This window comes from Pseudomonas sp. Leaf15, assembly GCF_001421425.1.
Lineage (GTDB): Bacteria > Pseudomonadota > Gammaproteobacteria > Pseudomonadales > Pseudomonadaceae > Aquipseudomonas > Aquipseudomonas salomonii.
In genome coordinates this window covers 1-18,646 of sequence record NZ_LMKI01000026.1, presented here as the reverse complement: position 1 = coordinate 18,646, position 18,646 = coordinate 1, and the positions used below count along the sequence as shown (strand labels likewise).

General features: G+C 60.9%; 16 protein-coding genes and 2 pseudogenes. 6 read left to right on the top strand and 12 right to left on the bottom strand.

Annotated features, from left to right (window positions below):
• The 5 genes and pseudogenes from ASE80_RS31535 to ASE80_RS19355 all read right to left on the bottom strand — a co-directional run.
• Positions 1-232: pseudogene (locus ASE80_RS31535) on the bottom strand (hypothetical protein); the annotation flags it as partial.
• 1 nt (position 233) lies between these two features.
• Positions 234-815, bottom strand: a pseudogene (locus tag ASE80_RS31530) (RHS repeat domain-containing protein); the annotation flags it as partial.
• 1 nt (position 816) lies between these two features.
• Positions 817-2,328, bottom strand: a 1,512-nt coding sequence (locus tag ASE80_RS31525) for a DUF6531 domain-containing protein (protein WP_236708852.1), incomplete at its 3' end; no start/stop codon positions are given.
• Positions 2,329-2,474: 146 nt separating this feature from the next.
• Positions 2,475-5,558 (bottom strand): efflux RND transporter permease subunit, encoded by a 3,084-nt coding sequence (locus ASE80_RS19360; RefSeq protein ID WP_056860390.1) that lies wholly within the window; start codon positions 5,556-5,558, stop codon positions 2,475-2,477.
• 2 nt (positions 5,559-5,560) lie between these two features.
• Positions 5,561-6,667, bottom strand: a complete 1,107-nt coding sequence (locus ASE80_RS19355; protein ID WP_056860389.1) for an efflux RND transporter periplasmic adaptor subunit — start codon at positions 6,665-6,667, stop codon at positions 5,561-5,563.
• 101 nt (positions 6,668-6,768) lie between these two features.
• Here ASE80_RS19355 and ASE80_RS19350 point away from each other — a divergent pair, with 101 nt between their 5' ends.
• The gene (locus tag ASE80_RS19350; RefSeq protein ID WP_056860388.1) at positions 6,769-7,971 is read left to right on the top strand and encodes a multidrug effflux MFS transporter; all 1,203 of its coding nucleotides are present in this window, start codon (positions 6,769-6,771) and stop codon (positions 7,969-7,971) included.
• 117 nt (positions 7,972-8,088) lie between these two features.
• Here ASE80_RS19350 and ASE80_RS19345 read toward each other — a convergent pair whose 3' ends face one another.
• Positions 8,089-8,994 (bottom strand): LysR family transcriptional regulator, encoded by a 906-nt coding sequence (locus ASE80_RS19345; protein ID WP_201784836.1) that lies wholly within the window; start codon positions 8,992-8,994, stop codon positions 8,089-8,091.
• Between the two features lie 109 nt (positions 8,995-9,103).
• Here ASE80_RS19345 and ASE80_RS19340 point away from each other — a divergent pair, with 109 nt between their 5' ends.
• Positions 9,104-9,970 carry a pirin family protein gene (locus ASE80_RS19340; RefSeq protein ID WP_056860386.1) on the top strand — a complete coding sequence of 289 codons (867 nt, stop codon included), beginning with the start codon at positions 9,104-9,106 and terminating at the stop codon, positions 9,968-9,970.
• Between the two features lie 325 nt (positions 9,971-10,295).
• The gene (locus tag ASE80_RS19335; RefSeq protein WP_056860385.1) at positions 10,296-11,741 is read left to right on the top strand and encodes a mechanosensitive ion channel domain-containing protein; all 1,446 of its coding nucleotides are present in this window, start codon (positions 10,296-10,298) and stop codon (positions 11,739-11,741) included.
• 157 nt (positions 11,742-11,898) lie between these two features.
• On the opposite strand, the gene ASE80_RS19330 is transcribed toward ASE80_RS19335, so the two are convergent.
• Positions 11,899-12,597: an SDR family oxidoreductase gene (locus ASE80_RS19330; protein ID WP_056860384.1), complete on the bottom strand. Its 699-nt coding sequence runs from the start codon at positions 12,595-12,597 to the stop codon at positions 11,899-11,901.
• 107 nt (positions 12,598-12,704) lie between these two features.
• Here ASE80_RS19330 and ASE80_RS19325 point away from each other — a divergent pair, with 107 nt between their 5' ends.
• Together ASE80_RS19325 and ASE80_RS19320 are read left to right on the top strand one after the other, a co-directional pair.
• Entirely contained in the window at positions 12,705-13,139 is a 435-nt protein-coding gene (locus ASE80_RS19325) for a winged helix-turn-helix transcriptional regulator (protein ID WP_056860383.1), read from the top strand.
• Positions 13,140-13,496: 357 nt separating this feature from the next.
• Complete coding sequence (locus ASE80_RS19320) at positions 13,497-14,084, top strand: LysE family translocator (RefSeq protein WP_056860382.1); 588 nt, start codon at positions 13,497-13,499, stop codon at positions 14,082-14,084.
• Here ASE80_RS19320 and ASE80_RS19315 read toward each other — a convergent pair.
• The 5 genes from ASE80_RS19315 to ASE80_RS19295 all read right to left on the bottom strand — a co-directional run bounded on the left by ASE80_RS19315 (position 14,026) and on the right by ASE80_RS19295 (position 17,747).
• Positions 14,026-14,919, bottom strand: coding sequence for an AraC family transcriptional regulator (locus ASE80_RS19315; RefSeq protein WP_056860381.1), 894 nt, complete (start codon positions 14,917-14,919; stop codon positions 14,026-14,028). The genes ASE80_RS19320 and ASE80_RS19315 overlap by 59 nt on opposite strands.
• A gap of 63 nt (positions 14,920-14,982) precedes the next feature.
• Positions 14,983-15,408, bottom strand: a complete 426-nt coding sequence (locus tag ASE80_RS19310) for a GNAT family N-acetyltransferase (protein WP_056860380.1) — start codon at positions 15,406-15,408, stop codon at positions 14,983-14,985.
• Positions 15,389-16,621, bottom strand: coding sequence for a hypothetical protein (locus tag ASE80_RS19305; RefSeq protein ID WP_056860379.1), 1,233 nt, complete (start codon positions 16,619-16,621; stop codon positions 15,389-15,391). The genes ASE80_RS19310 and ASE80_RS19305 overlap by 20 nt, the downstream gene beginning before the upstream one ends.
• Before the next feature lie 106 nt (positions 16,622-16,727).
• Positions 16,728-17,219 (bottom strand): GNAT family N-acetyltransferase, encoded by a 492-nt coding sequence (locus ASE80_RS19300; RefSeq protein ID WP_056860378.1) that lies wholly within the window; start codon positions 17,217-17,219, stop codon positions 16,728-16,730.
• Between the two features lie 234 nt (positions 17,220-17,453).
• Complete coding sequence (locus ASE80_RS19295; RefSeq protein WP_056860377.1) at positions 17,454-17,747, bottom strand: hypothetical protein; 294 nt, start codon at positions 17,745-17,747, stop codon at positions 17,454-17,456.
• A gap of 598 nt (positions 17,748-18,345) precedes the next feature.
• Here ASE80_RS19295 and ASE80_RS19290 point away from each other — a divergent pair.
• On the top strand, positions 18,346-18,646 hold a 301-nt coding region (locus ASE80_RS19290), incomplete at its 3' end, for a hypothetical protein (RefSeq protein ID WP_177336531.1).

The window sequence follows — 18,646 nt, the reverse complement described above, 5'->3', positions numbered from 1 at the left end:
TCATAAGACTTGAAGTGTTCAGCRCCGTCCGGATCAATGCGCTGCACCAAGCGTGCGCGGTCATCGTGGACATACACTTCCCGGCTGCCATCAGCGTTATGCACCGTGACACGGCCGTCATCGCCCCAGGCATACCGCGTATCCATCTGCGAAAAGCTGGCCCAGTGCCGAACACACCGCGCCGCCTTACCCGCCCGTTCCCATTCCCAAAAGAAGCTCGCCCCACCGGCCANCCGCGTATCCATCTGCGAAAAGCTGGCCCAGTGCCGAACACACCGCGCCGCCTTACCCGCCCGTTCCCATTCCCAAAAGAAGCTCGCCCCACCGGCCAACCCACGCTCAAGAATGACGTGCTGCTCGTCGTACCGGTAAACCTCGCTTTCACCCACAGCATTGGTCGCAGAGACCAGTCGGCCAAGTTCGTCATAGGTGTAGGAAACAACTTTCTGCTCGGTGACCCATTCAAACGGCTCATGCCCTTTGGCCCGATGAACCTGATAGTCCACCGCCACAATGCGGCCCAATTCATACCGCAACAGCAGCGAGCGGCCTACACCATTGTCCAGCCGCTCAACCCGCCCCGAACGATCACGGAAAACCCGCAGTCGGTTGTCATACGCATCGCTGATGGCAACCAGCACGCCATCGCGAAAGTGATAAAAACGCGACGCCTGAGCCAGCACCAACTCATCGGGCAATTCACCCAAATAAATCGCCGCTTCAGCCAAGCTGTTGGTAATCGCCGGTCGAGCAGCGGAGGGCAGCACAAACTCAGTACGGCGGTTCTCATGATCCGTCCACACCACCGAATCACCNCGCTTCAGCCAAGCTGTTGGTAATCGCCGGTCGAGCAGCGGAGGGCAGCACAAACTCAGTACGGCGGTTCTCATGATCCGTCCACACCACCGAATCACCCGAAACCACCAACCGCTGCGCCAGCGAATGACTCCAGCCAAACCCCAACCCGCAATCCACTTCCACCGCACTGGTGCGATACAACCGCGTCCACTCAAACGGCAAAATCCCGTCCAGCGTGCCATCGGTGAGGGTCAGCAATTCCTCGCCGGTGACCATCGACACCGGGCAACCATTGGTAACGGTTTTGTTCGCCGCAGCCGCCGCATCGCCATTGAGGTTCTTGCCCGAAGCCGGCACATCATCCACAGGTTCCTGGCGCACCAACGCGGTCTGCTGCGTCTTGCCGCGCACCGCCGGCACCGGGTTGGCAACCAACTGATCCCCAGCCTTCAGCGGCGCAACCGGCACGGTCTTGATCGGCGTCGCGGCACTGCCCAGCAAGATCGGCTTGGCCGCCTCGACATGCTCACCCAGGCGAGATTTACCGAATTGTCCGGCCAGTTGCTCCAACCACTGGCGCGCACGCCGAGACTTGATGCCGCCCAGCACCTGGGCGCTCATGCGTATCGCAATCCCCATACCGCCCGTGGCCAGGGCCAGCACCAGGTTGATCAGCACGTCGGCGCTGATCTCACCCAGCAACGCGTTCATGTACGCGGGCGGCAACAACCGCATCCAACTGACCATGGCCGACAGGTAGATGAACAACAGCGGCTCGTCGCTGAGCACCAGCAGACCTTTCGCAAGCGCCTCGGCGCTCACATTCAGCAGCTGTTCAAACTCGGCCTGGGACAGATAGCTCAGCAGCTTTTCAGCGTTGTCCAGCGGGTGTGCAAGCCACTCAAACAGCTGCTTGAGGCTGTCCCAGAGTGAGTACAGCGCCTGGCCAAACCCCTTGGCATACGCCTGGTCCAGCAACAGATAACGCTTGAGGACATTGGCCTCGGAGTAGTCCTGCCACAGTGGTGCAAATGTGCCGCTCCATTCGCTGCGCAGCCAACCTTCCAGCGGCGCGATCACCGACTGATACGAGGCATACAGCGCTTTGAAGTGTTCGCTGGAAACGTTGGGGTAAAAATTGACCCGGTACTGCTGGTTGCGATCACACTCGGTGATTTCGAGAATGCCACCAGGGCCGATGGTCTTGTGGATCGGATCGCCCAATGGGCCACCGTCGGGATCGACGCGTTGCAGCACCACCGGCGTATTGCCGATGGGCACAAAGCGCGCGCTTTGGAACATGTGCACCAGGGTCAACGTGCCGTTGGTCTGGCAGGTGGCGACGGTAGTGCTGGGAATGATCGAACGGTCAATCGGCGCCACCAGCGCCACTTCGTCACCGACCTTGAACACTTGTTCGACGTCCAGCGCTGAAAAGCTGAAAAAGCTTTCTGCCCAGGCATCGTAGGTATTGAGGCAGCGCCTGAAATCGCCAAGCACGGACTCGACGTCCCGCGTCTTCGAATCCATGGCCGCCAGCACCAACAGGCCAATAGTCTGGCCGGTGGCGGCGATCAAAAGACAACCTTGTAAGTCGGAAAAACCATCTGCAATCCCTCGCACTGTGTGATCAGGCGAAGGACTTTGCAGATGTTTTCAGGACAACTCTGTAGAGCTTATCCGGTGGTTATGTGGGAAGTTTCAACGGCCTTTGTGCGCTCCCGCCCAATCACCAGGCTGCACAGCGCCGGCAGGAACAACAGCGTCAACACGGTGCCTACCAGCACCCCGCCAATCAGCACGTAGGCCAGGGACGACCAGAACACCGACAGCGTCAACGGAATAAACGCCAGCGCCGCCGCCAATGCGGTCAGGATCACCGGCCGCGCCCGGCGCACGGTGGCTTCGATAATCGCCTCGCGCACCGCCATGCCATGGTCCTGGTTCTGGCGGATCTGGTCGGTAAAGATCAGCGTGTTGCGCATCAGAATGCCGCCGATGCCGATCAGGCCCAGAATCGCGTTAAACCCGAACGGCTGGTTGAACAGCAGCAAGGTCGGCACCGCGCCAATCAAGCCCAGCGGCGCCGTGGCAAAGACCATGAACATCACGCCGAACGAGCGCACCTGGAACATGATCACCGTGAGGGTCAGCAAAATCATGATCGGGAACAGTGCCGCCAGCGCCACGTTGGCCTTGGCGCTTTCTTCCACCGGGCCGCCGATCTCGATCTGGTAACCGGCGGGCAGCTTGGCGATCAAGGGTTGCAGGTCTTTGTACACGGCCATTTCCACGTCGGGCGGTTGCACGCCGTCGATGATGTCGGCGCGCACTTCCACGGTGCTTGCACGGTTGCGACGTTTGAGGATCGGCTCTTCCATCACCGCCTGGAAGTGCCCGACCTGGGCCAGCGGCACCGAGGTGCCGGCGTTGTTGGTGAGGGTCATGTTGTTGAGGTTGCCGAGGTTTTCGCGCTGGTTGCCCTGGGCGCGCGCGACCACCGAGACGGTGCGGTTGCCTTCGCGCACTTCGGTGATCGGGTTGCCGCTGAGCAGGGCGTTGAGCTGGGATTTGACCTCGTTGGGCGTGAAGCCCAGCAGGCGCAGGCGGTCCTGGTCCAGCACCAGCCGATAGCCGCTGGTGCGCTCGCCCCAGTCGAGGAAAGCGTCCTTGGTCAGCGTGTTGGCCGCCACGACGCGGCGCACGTCTTCGGACACCCCGCGCAGCACATCCAGGTTCGGCCCGGACACACGAAACACCACCGGGAACGGCACCGGCGGGCCAAACAGCAATTGCGTGACGCGCACCCGCGCTGCCGGGAATTCACCGGCGGCAATGCGTTCACGCATGCGCACTTTCAATGCGTCACGGGCATGGGAGTCCGGGGTTTGCACAATCAGTTTGGCAAATGCCGGGTCGGGCAGTTCGGGGTTCAGCGACAGGAAAAAGCGTGGCGCACCGCCGCCCACATAGGTGTCGACCAGGCTGGTTTGCGGCTCTTGCAGCAAGGCTTTTTCCAGCTGCGCCGCCACCGCTTCGGTGCTTTTGAAGGCGCTGCCAGGCGGCATGTACACCTCAAGGATCAGCTCGGAACGGTCGGAGTTGGGGAAAAACTGCTTTTTCACCACGCCCATGCCCAGCACGCACAGCACAAAGGCGCCGACCACCAGGCCAGTGACCAGCCAGCGCTGGCGCACGCAGGCTTCGACCAGGCTGCGCAGTTTCTGGTAATAACGGCCGGCGTAAATCGCGTCATGCCCGCCTGGCACCGGTTTGATCTGCGGCAGCAACTTCACGCCCAGGTACGGCGTGAATACCACGGCCACCAGCCAGGACGAGATCAGCGCAAAACCGACGATCCAGAAGATATTGCCGGCATATTCCCCAGCGCCTGAGCGCGCAAAACCTACCGGCAGAAAGCCGATGATGGTCACCAAGGTGCCGGTGAGCATCGGCGCCGCAGTGGAGCTCCAGGCAAACGTGGCGGCGTGAATCCGGTCAAACCCTTCTTCGAGTTTTACCACCATCATCTCGATGGCGATGATCGCGTCGTCCACCAGCAAACCCAGGGAAATAATCAGTGCGCCCAAGGTAATGCGGTCAAATTCACGCCCGGTGAGCAGCATGATCACAAACACCACTGACAAGGTCAGCGGCACCGCGGCAGCCACCACCAGCCCGACGCGAAAGCCCAGGGCCAACAGGCTGATCACCATCACCACGGCCAGGGCGACGAAGAACTTGAGCATGAATTCATTCACCGCCAGGCTGATGTTTTTCGCCTGGTCGGAGACCTTGGCGAAGTTCACCCCCAGCGGCAGGTCTGCCTGGATTCTGGCTTCCTGGGCCTTGAGGCTTTTGTCCAGTTCCAGGCCGTTCCAGTGTTTCTCCATGATCACGCCAAGCATCAGCGCCGGGTCGCCCTGATGGCGGATGCGGTAGCTGGGCGGGTCTTCATAACCACGGCTCACGGTCGCCACATCGGCAATGCGCAACACGCGGCCGTTGACTTCCAGCGGTACGTTTTCGATCAGCGCCAGGCTGTCGAAGGCGCCGTCGATGCGGATATAGGCACGCGCGCCGGCGGTTTCGACAAAGCCCGACGGCGCCACCGCATTTTGCGCGGCGAGGGCGGCGAAGATCTGGTCTGGCTTGAGGCCCAGCGTGGCCAGGCGCTCATAGGAGAACTCGACGAAGATTCGCTGCGCCTGCTCGCCGAGGATATTGACCTTCTTCACGCCCGGCAGGTTAAGTAAGCCCTGGCGCAAGTCCTCGGCCATCTGCACTTGCTGGCGATGGGGCAGGTGTTCGGCTTCCAGCGCATACAGGGCGAAATACACATCGGAATATTCGTCATTGAAGAACGGCCCGATCACGCCTTTGGGCAGTTTCGCCGCTTCGTCGCTGAGCTTTTTGCGGGTCTGGTAGAACAGGTCCTGGATCTCGCTGGGGCGCGTGGATTCCTTGTAGGTCATGCGCATCGACACAAAACCCGGCTGGGCGATGGTCTCTACACGGTCGTAGTAGTCCAGTTCCTGCAGGCGTTTTTCCAGGCGGTCGGCGACCTGTTCCTGCATCTCCTGGGCGGTGGCGCCCGGCCAGGCGGCGGTGATGGTCATGACCTTGACGGTAAACGATGGGTCTTCGGCGCGCCCCAGCTTGCCGAACGAGAAGATTCCGGCGGCGAGGATCGCAATGATCAGAAACAGCGTGACGGCGCGGTGCTTTACCGCCAGTTCGGAGAGGTTGATGCCGCGCATGCTCAGTGGTCCTGTTTACGGTTGAGGGCCAGTGTCTGGGCCGGCAGCAGGCGCACCGTGTCGCCGCTGTGCAGCAAGTGCGCGCCAAGGGCGACGACGATCTGGCCGGGCGTTACGCCACTGTCGAGCAGCGCGTCTTCCTGGCCGAGGCTGGCCACGTTGACGGGGGCGAAGCTGACCTTGTCGTCCGCGCCAATCACCCACACGCCGGTGCCTTGCCCCGCATCCTGCAACGCGCCGATGGGCACGCGGGTTTGCTGGGCCTGGCCGTTGCCTTGCAGGCGCACGGTGATGGTCGAGCCGAGCGCAAAACGGTCGACAGCGCCATGCAGCACGTAGCGTGCGCGGTAGGTGCGGGTGGTGGGGTCGGCGCTGGCCGACAGCTCGCGCAGGGTGGCTGTCACGGCCTGGTCCTGTGCGCCGAACGGGAAGGCCAGGGCTTTTTGCGCGGCCTGGTCACGCTGGTTTTCCGGCAGGTTGACGATGGCTTCGCGGGCGCCGTCATGGGCCAGGCGCGCCACGATCTGGCCTTCGGCGACCACTTGGCCGCGATCCACGCGCACATCGGTGATGATGCCGTCGCCGTCAGCCTTGAGCACCGAGTAAGTGCGGCGGTTTTCGATCTGGCTGGCATCCGATTGCGCCGCGGCCAGTTCGGCTTCGGCCACGCGAAGGTTGGTCGCCGACTGGTCGAAGATCTGCCGCGACACAGCGCCGGTACTGGCCAGGCGCTGGTAGCGGTTTTCGTCATCACGGCGCTGGCGCAATTGGGCCTGTGCCGCGTTGACGCGGTTTTTGGCCGAGCGCAGGGCCAGTTCGAAGTCGCCGATGTCCAGTACCAATAAGGTATCACCACGGGCGACGTGCTGGCCGGGGTCGACCTTGCGTTCGATGACTTTGCCGCTGACCCGGAAGCCCAAATCGCTTTCGGTGCGCGCCGCGACCACGCCGGTGTAGGCGCTTTGCTGGGTGCCGGCGGCTTCTACCTTGGCGGCCAGAACGGGACGCGGCAGGGGCACTTCGGCGGCGGTGTCGGCCTTGCTGTTGCAGCCGCTGAGGACAATCAACAGGCCCAGGGGCGTGAGAAGACGCAGGGGAAGAGGGTGCATGACGGGCTCCAGGGGTGGCCAATGGATAAAAAATTATGGACATAATTTTTTGCTCATATTATGGTCGAAATATAAATTAATCCAGCCCCCGGATATTCCTTATGTCGAACGCCCCGGCCCCGTCGCGAAGCCTGTTGTTTTTACTGGTGGCGCTCACCGCACTCGGTGAAGTCTCGACCCAATTGCTGATCCCCGGCCTGGGCGCTATCGAGCAGGCACTGGCGGCGCCAGCGGGTTCGGCGTTGCTGGCGTTGTCGGCATTTGTCGCCGCCTTTGGCCTTGGGCAGTTGCTGTTCGGGCCGCTGTCGGACCGCATCGGCCGTCGCCCCGTGCTGCTTGGCGGCCTGGCGCTGTATGTGCTGGCAACCCTGTCGATGCTGCTGGTCAGCGACATTCAACAGTTCATTGCCGCCCGCGTGCTGCAAGGCCTGGGCGCCTGCGCCGCGTTGGTGTTGGCGCGCACGGTGGTGCGAGATGTGTGGAAGGCTGAAGCGGGGCCGGCGCTGGCGTTGACCATGATCGGCATGCTCTACGCCATCGTTGTGGCGCCGATGATTGGCGGGTTGCTGATCAAGCTGCTGGGCTGGCAGGCGCCGATCATGCTGGCGCTGGTGATCGGCAGCGTAGTGCTGGTGTTGGCGCTGCTGTTCTTTCGCGAGAGCAATCACTTTCTGGACCCCAAGGCCGGGCATTGGCGCACCCTCGGCGGGCAATACCTGGATCTGCTCAAGGGCCGCCAGTATCGGGCGTACGCGGTGGCGTTGGCCTGCACCTACGGCGCGATGTTCGCGGTGATCGCGGGTTCATCGGCGGTGTTTATCAACTTGCTGGGGTTCAGCAGCCTGGAGTACGGGCTTAATTTTGGCCTGATCGTGTCGATGCTGATCGTGGGTTCTACCTACACCCGGCGCAATATCCTGCGCCTGGGGCCGCAACGCATTGTGTCAATGGGCGTGACGCTGGTGGCCATCGGCGGGATTTTGGCGGTGGTGATTTACGAGCTGTTCGGCCTGTCGGCGCTGGGCCTGGATATTCCGGTGGCATTGGTCACCCTCGGCGGCGGCCTGGTGTTGCCGGGCTCGGTGACGGGCGGCGTGATGCCCAACGCACATCGCGCGGGTTTGGCCGCAGGGTTGATGGGCTTTTCGCAGATGTTTGGCGCAACGTGCAGTGGGCTGTTGCTGAGCCATCTGCGTGATGGCAGTGCCACGCCGATGATCATGATCCAGGCAAGCTTTGCGGTGTCGGCGTTTGTGGCGTTCCAGCTGTTGCGCCAGCGCCGGGCGCTGCTGGCCGCGGCCTGATCGTTCCCACGCTCCGCGTGGGAATGCCGCCCCGGACGCTCCGCGTCCCGCTCTGGCAGTCGTGACGCAGAGCGTCACCGGATGCATTCCCACGCGGAGCGTGGGAACGATCAGCGGTCAGGCCATGTCGCTGTGCGCGAATTCCTCGCCGAGAAAATCAATCAACGTACGCACCGACGGCAACAGCCCACGGCGCGAAGGGAAAATCGCGTGCACGATCCCGGTCCTTGGTGACCAATCCGGAATCAAATTGACCAGGCGTCCGGCAGCAATGTCTTCGCGCACCACCACACTGGGCAGGTGCGCAATCCCCACCCCGGCGCACACCGCGTGGCGCAACGCCAACAGGTCATCGGTGATCATTCGCGGGAAATGCCGGATCACCGCGCTGGCACCGTTCTCACCAAACAATTCCCACTGATATTCGCGCTGCGCCGAGCCCCAATACACGCTCGGCAAGCCATTCAAATCCCCCGGCAATGGCGGGCTGGACAGCCGCGACACAAACGCCGGGCTGCCCACCAGGCACTGGGTGCTGTTGCCGAGCACCTTCATCACCAGGTCCGTGTCTTCCAACGGCGGAAAGCGAATGCGCAGGGCAATGTCGAAGCCTTCGTGAATCACATCCACGCGCCGGTTGGTGCTCTCCAGGTGCAACTCCACCAGCGGGTACTTGAGCATGTAGCGGGTCAGCATCGGCCCGACCCAGGAGTTGAGCAGGGCGGTGGGGCAGCTCAAACGCACAATGCCCTGGGGCTCGGAACGGTTGCGCTCGATCACTTCGGCAGCGGCTTCGGCCTCCACCCGCATGGCCAGGCAGCGCTGGTAATAGACCTGGCCGATTTCGGTGAGCGAGCAATGCCGGCTGGTACGGTTGATCAGGCGCACACCCAGGCGCTCTTCGAGCTCGCTGATGCGCCGGCTGAGCTTCGACTTGGGCATGTCCAGCGCGCGGCCCGCGGCGGCAAAACCACGGTGCTCGACCACTTGGGTGAAGTAATAGAGGGTGTTGAGGTCTTCCACTATCGTTCTCCAAATAGAACGCTAAGGGTTGTTTTTGCCGTCTAGCGCGGTAAAGGTAGCGGATTTAAGCTGTGTACATGCACTGCTTTCACGCCTTTGGAGACACACCATGAAAAACATCATCGGTATCTACACCAGCCCACGCAGCCATTGGGTAGGCGACGGCTTTCCGGTTCGCACGCTGTTTTCCTACGACACCATGGGCAAACACATCAGCCCGTTCCTGTTGCTGGACCACGCCGGTCCGGCTGATTTCACCCCGACTCAAACCCGTCGTGGCGTCGGCCAGCACCCGCATCGCGGCTTCGAGACCGTGACCATCGTCTACAAGGGCGAAGTCGAGCACCGCGATTCCACCGGCGCCGGCGGCACCATCGGCCCAGGCGATGTGCAATGGATGACCGCGGCCAAAGGCATCCTGCATGAGGAGTTCCACTCCGAGGCGTTTGCCCAAAAGGGCGGCGCGCTGGAAATGGTGCAGTTGTGGGTCAACCTGCCGGCCAAGGACAAAATGACCGATGCCGGCTACCAGACCATCCTCGACGGCGATATCCCGGCGCTGCCCCTGGCCGACAACGCCGGCAGCCTGCGCCTGATTGCCGGCAAGTTTGCCGGTGCAAAAGGCCCGGCCCGCACCTTCACGCCGGTCGACGTGTGGGATGTGCGCCTCAATGCCGGTAAGGCCGTGACCCTCGACCTGCACGCCGGGCGCAACACCGCGCTGGTGGTGCTCAAAGGCACGGTGCAAGTTAATGGCCAGGAATTGGTGCGCGAAGGGCAACTGGCGTTGTTCGAACGCGATGGCGATCAACTCGCGCTCGAGTCCAACAACGACGCGGTATTCCTGTTGCTCAGCGGTGAACCCATCGACGAGCCCATCGTCGGCCACGGCCCGTTCGTGATGAACACCGAGCAAGAGATTCACCAGGCCTTTGCCGACTTCCAGTCCGGCCAGTTCGGCCAGATGCATCACTGATTCATCCCGGACTATCGCAACCTGTTGACCAGCTATAACGCGCTGACTGGCGCCAAGTAAGCGCGAGACCCAAGGGTTGCCACATACCCCCTGTGTGGCGCGGGTTAGTGTGGGAGCTGGCTTGCCTGCGATGGCATCACCTCGGTTTATCAGTCATACCGAGGTGTCCGCATCGCAGGCAAGCCAGCTCCCACACAAAGCCTGCTCCCACACAAAGCCTGCTCCCACACAAAGCCTGCTTCCACATTAAGCCTGTTCCCACATTTTGTTATTCAGTATTGCCGATTCATGCGATCTTCTCGCCCTACACCCTGGAGTCGCCTGGATGCCCTCATTTATCGCTGATCACCCGATGCTGTGCGCCGTGGCGCTGATCTTTATCGACATCGCCGTGTGGCGGCTTATTTCCGCCGACCTCGCCAACTGGAAACTGGCCGCGCGCCTGGCGATCTTTGCGGTGTTCAGCGCCGTGCTGTTCAACGACGGCATGAACCCCATGCAACTCGCGCCCTATGGTGACAACACCGCCTTGCACCTGGCCGCCACGGCGTTACAGATCGGCTGGTGGCTGTTTGCCGCGCGGACCCTCACGGTATTGCTCGGCACGGTCATGATGAATCGCGTCGGGCACGGCGGGCGTTTGCTGCAAGACTTGTTGGGCGCAGTGATCTTTTTGATCGCGATCATCGCCGCCATGGCCTATGTGCTCGACCTGCCGGTCAAAGGCGTGCTCGCCACCTCCGGCGCGGTGGCGATCATCGTCGGCCTGGCGTTGCAAAGCACCTTGAGCGACGTGTTTTCCGGGATCGTGCTCAACACCACCAAGCCGTATCAGGTGGATGACTGGATCTCCATCGACGGCACCGAAGGCCGCGTCACCGACATCGACTGGCGCGCCACGCGGCTGCAAACCTCCCAGGGCAGCATGGCGGTGATCCCCAACTCCCTGGCGGCCAAGGCCAAGATCATCAACTTCTCACGCCCGGCGGACATGTTCGGCCTGGCGGTCAGCCTGCAAGTCAGCCCGCATGCGCGCCCGCAAACCGTGATCGAAGCGCTGGAGCGTGCGATGCAAGGTTGCCGGCCATTGTTGGCCACACCCGCGCCCAGCGTGGCGTTCAAGACTTCGGCCAGTGGCGGCGTGGAATACGAGATCAGCGGGTTCGTGCCGGCCATGGGCCAAAAGCGTGAAGTGCGTAACCAGCTTTACGACCTGGCGTTCCGTCACCTGCAAGCGGCGGGCGTGGGTGTGCTGTCGGCCACCGAAAGCAGCGCGCCACCGGCGATGTCACCTGCACGGGCGTTGCTGGAGCGGTCGTCGATTTTCTCCACGCTGCGCCAGGAAGAAAAAGACACCTTCAGCCAGAACATGACCCTGCACACCTACCGCGCCGGCGAGATGATCCTGCCGGCCGGGGAGGTCAGCGACCATTTGTTTATCGTCGAATCCGGCGTGGTTTCGGTGATGTTGATCAAGGGCGGTCACACGTTTGAAGCCGGGCGCATGGGGCCGGGCGAGGTGATTGGCGAGTCGGGGATTTTGTCCGAGCAAGCGGCGTTGGCGGACTTTACCGCCAAGACTTTCTGCACGCTGTACCGCATCGAGAATGAATACCTCAAGCCCTGCCTGGACGCGCGGCATGACATCAGCGAAGCGATGAAAGCGCTGCTGGATTTCCGCCTGCACGCCGCGCAAGTCCTGACCCAGGACGCGCCGGTGGTGCCGGTCAAGAAAGGCTTTTTGCAATGGCTACGTAATCGCGGGTTGTGAGCCCGTAGCGCCTCAAATCAAAAGCAAAACCTGTGGGAGCTGGCTTGCCTGCGATGGCATCACCTCGGTATGGCTGATACACCGAGGTGATGCCATCGCAGGCAAGCCAGCTCCCACATTCAAACCGAGTAACCCCAGTTGGGCAGTGTGCGCTTGCTCAATGACTCAAATACACCGGGCTGCCGGTGGACAGCGAAGCTTTTACCGCGTGGGTCATGTCGGTGATCAGCGCTTCTTCGCGGTCTTCACTCAATGCCTTCAAGGTAATGGCCACCACTTCCTGCGGCGTGCTTTTCGGCGCCTGCACATCCGCCACCATGTCGGTGTCGATGTAGGCCGGGTGCACGCCGATCACCAAGGTGTTCTGCTCGCGCAACTCACCACGCAGGCCATTGGTAAGGCCCCACTGCGCCGACTTGGAGGTGCTGTAGCCGCCGGAGCCGGGAGGGCTCAGCCAGCTCAGTACCGAGAGGATATTGATCAGCGCGCCGCCACCTTGTTTGGCCAGGATCGGCGCAAAGGCGCGGCTCAGGCGCAAGGTGCCGAAGGTGTTCACCTCAAAATGCTGCTGCAGGTTTTCGATACTGTCTTCGGCCAGCAACGAGCCGTACCTGAGCCAGCCCGCGTTGTTGATCAACACACTCACATCGCCGCACTGCTCGGCAGCGCGCTGCACGCTGGCCGGGTCGGTAATGTCCAGGGCGATCGGCGTGCTGCCGGGGATATCCACACTGGCCGGGTCACGTGCACCGGCATACACCTTGGCCGCACCGGCTGCCAGCAGCGCGGTGACAAACGCTTTGCCCAGGCCACGATTGGTACCGGTAACCAACACCACTTTTCCACGAATATCCATGATGCACTCCAGGCGACGAATTAGGTTTAATAATGAAACCGTTTTTATCCTGGGCCTGTTGGTCCTATAATGCAACCTAATATTTCTGATTGCCCGGAGGCCCGACGATGAAACGCAAATGCCTGGAAGGCGACTGTTGCCCGGTCGCCCGCGCGCTCGACGTGGTGGGGGATTGGTGGACGCTGTTGATCATCCGCGACGCCTACGCCGGGGTGACGCGCTTCGGTGACTTTCAAAAACACCTGGGCGTGGCGAAAAACATCCTCGCCACGCGCCTCAAGGACATGGTCGAACAAGGCCTGCTGCACACCAGCGAAGTGGGTGCGCGCAGCGAATATCAACTCACCGACAAAGGCCGCGCACTGATGCCGGTACTGGTGACCCTGGCGCAATGGGGCGAAACCTTCACGCAGCCGGCCGATGGCGCCACCCACTTGCTGGATGCGCGCTTGCTCAAGCCGCTGCGCAAGGTTGAGATCGTGTCCGAGGATGGCCGGGTGCTGGGCCTGGAAGACATCATCACGCAGATGCCAGCGGCATAACGACTGGGCCATTGTGGCGAGCAGGCTGTTGTGGCAAACAGGCTTGTTATGGAAAACAGGCTTGTTGTGGAACACAGGCTTKTTGTGGCGAGCAGGCTTGCCCTGCGTTGGGCTGCGAAGCAGCCCCGGCTCTTTCTGCCTGACTCACCGCGCCGCCTGGATTGGGGCGGCTTCGCCACCCAGCGCAGGGCAAGCCTGCTCGCCACAATATGCAGGCTCGCCATAAGGGGAACATGGCGACCTGAAACGCTCTCAGGCAAAGCCTCCAAGGCGTCAGGGGCATTTTCTTCAATACCGCTCACGCTCAGCCCTTTACCGTGAAGCCATCGTCACTCGGCATCACCAAAAGGAACTGCAATGAGCTTGATCCTCTCCATGGCCGCCTTCGCTTTGGCCACGTCCATCACCCCCGGCCCGGTCAATGTGGTGGCGCTCAGTTCGGGCGCACGCTTTGGTTTTGTCGCCAGCCAGAAACACGTAGTCGGCGCCGCCGTGGGCTTTACCATGCTGCTGGTGCTGATCGGCCTGGGCCTGCATGAAGTGCTGGTGCGCTGGCCGATCCTCACCCAGTTGATCCAGTGGGGCGGGGTCGCCTTTTTGCTGTACATGGCCTGGAAACTCGCGGTCGACGATGGCCGACTCGACGCCGAAGGCACTGCCACCGCGCCATCGATGCTCTACGGCGCGATCATGCAATGGCTCAACCCCAAGGCCTGGCTGGCCTGCGTGGCGGGCATGGGCTTGTTCGTGGCCGATGGCGATGCGCGCCAAGTGTGGCTGTTCGCGGGGTTGTACCTGGTGATCTGCTACCTGTCGGTGGCGTGCTGGGCCTACGCCGGAACCTTCTTGCGGCGCTACCTGAGCAACCCCCAAGGTGTGCGCCTGTTCAACCGCTCAATGGCCGCGTTGCTGGTGGCCAGTGTGGGTTATTTGCTGATGGCTTGAGCAAGTCGCGGTATTGCCCCGGCGTGGCGGCGAAATGCAGTTTGAAGGTGCGCTGAAAATGCGCCTGGTCGGCAAACCCGGCGGCCAGGGCCACATCGGCGATCAGCTCGCCATTGCGCAACTGCGTGCGGGCAAATTGAATGCGCCGGTTCACCAGAAACGCATGGGGCGTGAACCCGTAATACTGCTTGAACGCACGAATCAAATACGACGGCGACAGCTCGGCCGCCAGGCAAATATCTTCCAGCTTCAACGCTTCGGTGCAGTGCGCGCGGATGTACTCGGCGGCGCGCTCCAGCTTGTGGTTGACCTCACGCACCGGCGTCAGCGACGGGTTCAGGCGCTGCTGCACCTCGGTGAAATAACTCACCAGCGCACTCTCTTTCTGCAGCAACTCGGCCTGCTCATCCAACAAGATTGCGTACAGCTCGATCAGGCCGTTATACAACACCGTGTCACGGGTATGCGGGGTATTGAACGGCCGATAACCCTGCTCGGTACTGAAACCCAGCTGGTATTGCAGGTCCGTGAGCCACGGTGTATCGAGGTAAATCATGTGATACGACCAATGCTGGTCGTGGATCGGGTTGCACGCGTGCACATCGCCGGGGTTCATCAACACCACCGTGCCGGCGCTGATCTCGAAGGTCTGCGCGCCATAGTGGTAATAACTGCGCCCACTGGTGATGGCGCCGATGGAAAAATGCTCGTGGGCGTGACGGGTGTAAGTGACCTTGCGCCCGTCAGCAATGGTGCGCGCCTCGATAAACGGCAAGCGCTCATCACGCCAGAAGCGTGGCGCGTGCGCAGGGTGAGGCGGGGTGTTCAGCGACATGGCGGTGGCTCCATCCCTTGAGACGAGTTGCGATCATTGCACAGACCGCCGGGGCCGTCAGCTTCAAAGCTGCTTGGACAAAAACACCCGGCTGCTGCCTTCGGGCTGGCAGGGTATTTCACCAAACCGCACCCAACCCTGTTTCTCGTAAAATCCTGGTGCCTGGAAGCTGATGGTGTACAGCACCGCATTCCGGCAACCCCGGCGCCGAGCTTCTTCTTCGAAGGCCTGCAGCAATTGGCTGCCCAGACCTGAGCCGCGCAGCGAGTCGGGCAAGTGAAACAGGTCGAGAAAGGCCATGCCCAGGGTGGTTTTTCCCGTGATGCCACCGAGCAGCTGCTGAGTGTCCGGGTCTTTGAGCAGCACCATCAACGGCCGACGATCATTGCCGCCGGTGACGGCCTCATTGAACGCGGCAAGGCCATCGCCCAGCAGGCGCTCGGCGTCGGGATTGGGTTGGTCGCTGATTTCAACACGTGGTGGCTGCATCGTGCAAAGCTCCAGAAGGTGAGCCGACCACTGAGCACTTGGCCGGGCTTTTGCGGGTTTTTTTTACCTGCTTGGCGGTCGGCGCCGCTGCTGCTGGCACCTCTCTTTTCGGCACGCGAATGGCGTTGCTGCTTTGGGTCAGTACACAGTAAACCGATGCTTGCGGCCAGTCCTTGCGCTGCTTGTCGACCAGGCTGGTTGGGCACAACAACAGCACATCGCCGAAGGAAAACAGCGGGAACGCTGACACCACGGGCTGGCCGCGCCTTTTTTCGACACTGCCCCACACCTTGCTGTCGAAATCTTCTGCGGCATAGGTTTTTGTCAGCATGAAATTGGCCGACACAGGGTCTCGAACCTTCATGAGCTGTGCTGCCGAGTAAACGATTGCCCCCGGGCTGCCTGGCGACATATTAATAATCGCCAAGCCAATGACCACGATTGCCAGCAAGCTTAAAACCACGCGGTTGAACAGATCAGCCTTACTGAAATAGAAAATGATCACCGGCAGCAAGGCGATGCAGGCGGCGAACATTGAGAGCGTCATCAACCGCCCGACAGCCTCTGGCGTGTCTTCCCCGGTATACGCCTTGATGATCAGGAGGGCGGGGAATATGGCGGATATCACCGTACTGATCAGCAGCAGAACCACCATCAGCATGAACCAGCACCGTAGCGGCCAGCTCGCTGTGCGGGGCGGCCCGGCATTGTCTGCGCAGGTGCAAACCGCACGCCTGAACGGGGACATCAACAGCGTCCAACAGAGTGTGAAGACCAGCCATATCGCGGTCCAGCCGCCTTTACAGCCGTTACTCAGTGACGGCTCTTGAAAAATCAGCCATAGCAAACCGAGAATGCCGACCACCACAGGCACCAAAATGATGGCTGTGAGCGTGGACTGCAGGGGCGCAGCGTCATTGAACATAGACACCGTAAGCCCGAATAACACCGTCGTGGCTAACAGGATGAACATGTACGCGGCGAGCAGCCCGATCACGGTGGCGAGCCAGGGAAGCAGGGCTGACTTTGCCTCCAGCGCGGCCGCAATCAAGTCCGGGCGCCCAATCGCAGTGGCATAGGTCGACAGCGTATAAAACCCCAGCAGCGCCCCCAGGCCGGTCAAGATAACGCTAAGCGGTGCCCAGAAGGTCAGCAGGCGTTTAAGGTTTTTTTTCAAGGCTTGTTGAAAGGTGAGCGGTGTCGCGCTGGTCACGAGGGGAAGTTCCTTCCATGGTTCAAAAGTGCGGGGTGTGAAGCGTGGCTGGCCGAGTCAATTCGGCAAGCCTGGTAAGACGCTGGGTTGGCTTAATGGGCTGCGATTATAATGCCATCACCATCTCATGCCACGCCATCCCGCCATGCTCCGACGGCGACGGCTGCACATAGCCGTAACCCATGCGCGTGTACAACGGCACATGCTGCTCCTTGCACATCAAATGAATCGTCTGCTTGCCCATCGCGCGCATGCGCTGCACAAACTCCATCATCAACAGCCTGGAATAGCCCTTACCCTGCTGCGCAGGGTCGACCACCACCGACATAATCACCACATTCGGTGCCTCGGCCGCATGCCCCACCAACTCCTTGAACGCCTCATCCGACATCACCACCTGATGGGCACAGCCACAGTTGATAAACCCCACCACCGCGCCATCCGCCTCCAAAATCAAAAAGCCCTCGGGGTACTGCGCAATACGTGTGGCGATCTTCTCCAGCGTCGCGGCTTCATCGCCTTCGTAGGCGCTGGTTTCGATTTCAAAGCAACGCGCGGCGTCGGCGGGCAGGGCGTTGCGGAAGGTGAGGGCGGGCATGGGCGTTTCCTGGGGCATTGAGCGAAAGGCCACATCATAGCGGTGCGCCCACCCCCTCGCCATCTCACGCTAACCCGCTGACAAACACACCTCAAACTGTGGGAGCTCTCGAGCCCCAGCGAGGCGGCGAAGGTGGCGGCACAGTCACCAACAAGGCTGGATCCACTCCCCATTTTCAGCCTCACAAAAACCAGAAAACCCGCCAAAGCGGGTTTCCTCACAGCTCACATCACATCAACCTACAACAGGCAGATCAAACCCGCGCCGCTCCATCACCGTAAATACATCCGACACATCCTGGATCATGATCCGCGCGGTATTGGCGACGGTATTAACATCATGCTCGGCGTAGTCGGACACATTGGAACAGGCCATCAGATGCAGGTAGGCGAGGGCAGCATTGAGACGCTCGCTGGCGCAGGCGTGAAGCTCACTGAGCGGGGCGTCGCTGTCGATGAGCAGGACAGGGTATTCGGTTGCGGTTTGGGACATGGGGGTGAAGCGGCGGGGCGGGTGTTGAGTAGTCATGGTGTAAATCCTCAAGAAAAAAGATTTACCACCGGCTCTGCTGCGAAACAGATTGGGTGGCAGCTGTGCGCGGGTTCGCAGACCGGACGATTTACACCAAAACCCGGCAGACCCGAAGGTCTCCCACGCACAACCGCCATAAAACATTCGGCAGCCGGGAGCCGGCTGGGGTATGTCTGACGGTGCTGGTGTGAATCGTTTTAGGGCTGCGAAACCCTGTCGCTGGCCATGGCTGGCGACGGGGCGAACTATAAGGTGTGGGTAGCTAGGGTGCAACTGAGAGGATGTATCAACCTCAGTCATAATTTCCCCACCCCTAGGTCTGGAAGATTTGGCTAGATTCACAGGCCTGGGCAGCCATGCGCGTTAGTCCTGCTCAGTCGTTTGCAGCGGGAGCTTCTGTAGGTCTGTGTGCATAGCTGGCAGAAATTCTCCGATTGCCTACGAGCATAACCGGGCGCAAATAGCTGAGATTCGTCCACCGTAAATGGCAGCAATCGGCCAGAAGCAGCCATTCATAATCCCTTAAGGTATAGGGATGCTAACCTCGCTAGGCCAAACTGAGGCAAGGCACCTGAGATATTCCTGGGATCAAAAAATGGAAGAAACACTCTCCTCTACATTTATGGGCACCAAAGGGAAGCCCATAAGTTTCAATGGAAAAACTATCGTTGCGATCATGGAGATCAAGATCACAGAGCCTAGAACCGTCTTTTCAGTTCGTCGATTGGGCGCTACGAACGGTCGAGTGCAAGGATTGGCATTAAAGATGATGGGCGGGAAAATCGTCGTCGAAGGCTTTGGCAACGGCTGTCCCGAAATAGTTTTGTGGTCTGATACCAGTCCCGATGCTTTGGAGATAGAAGTGTTTTCTAAAGGTGGAAACGTTCTAAAAATCT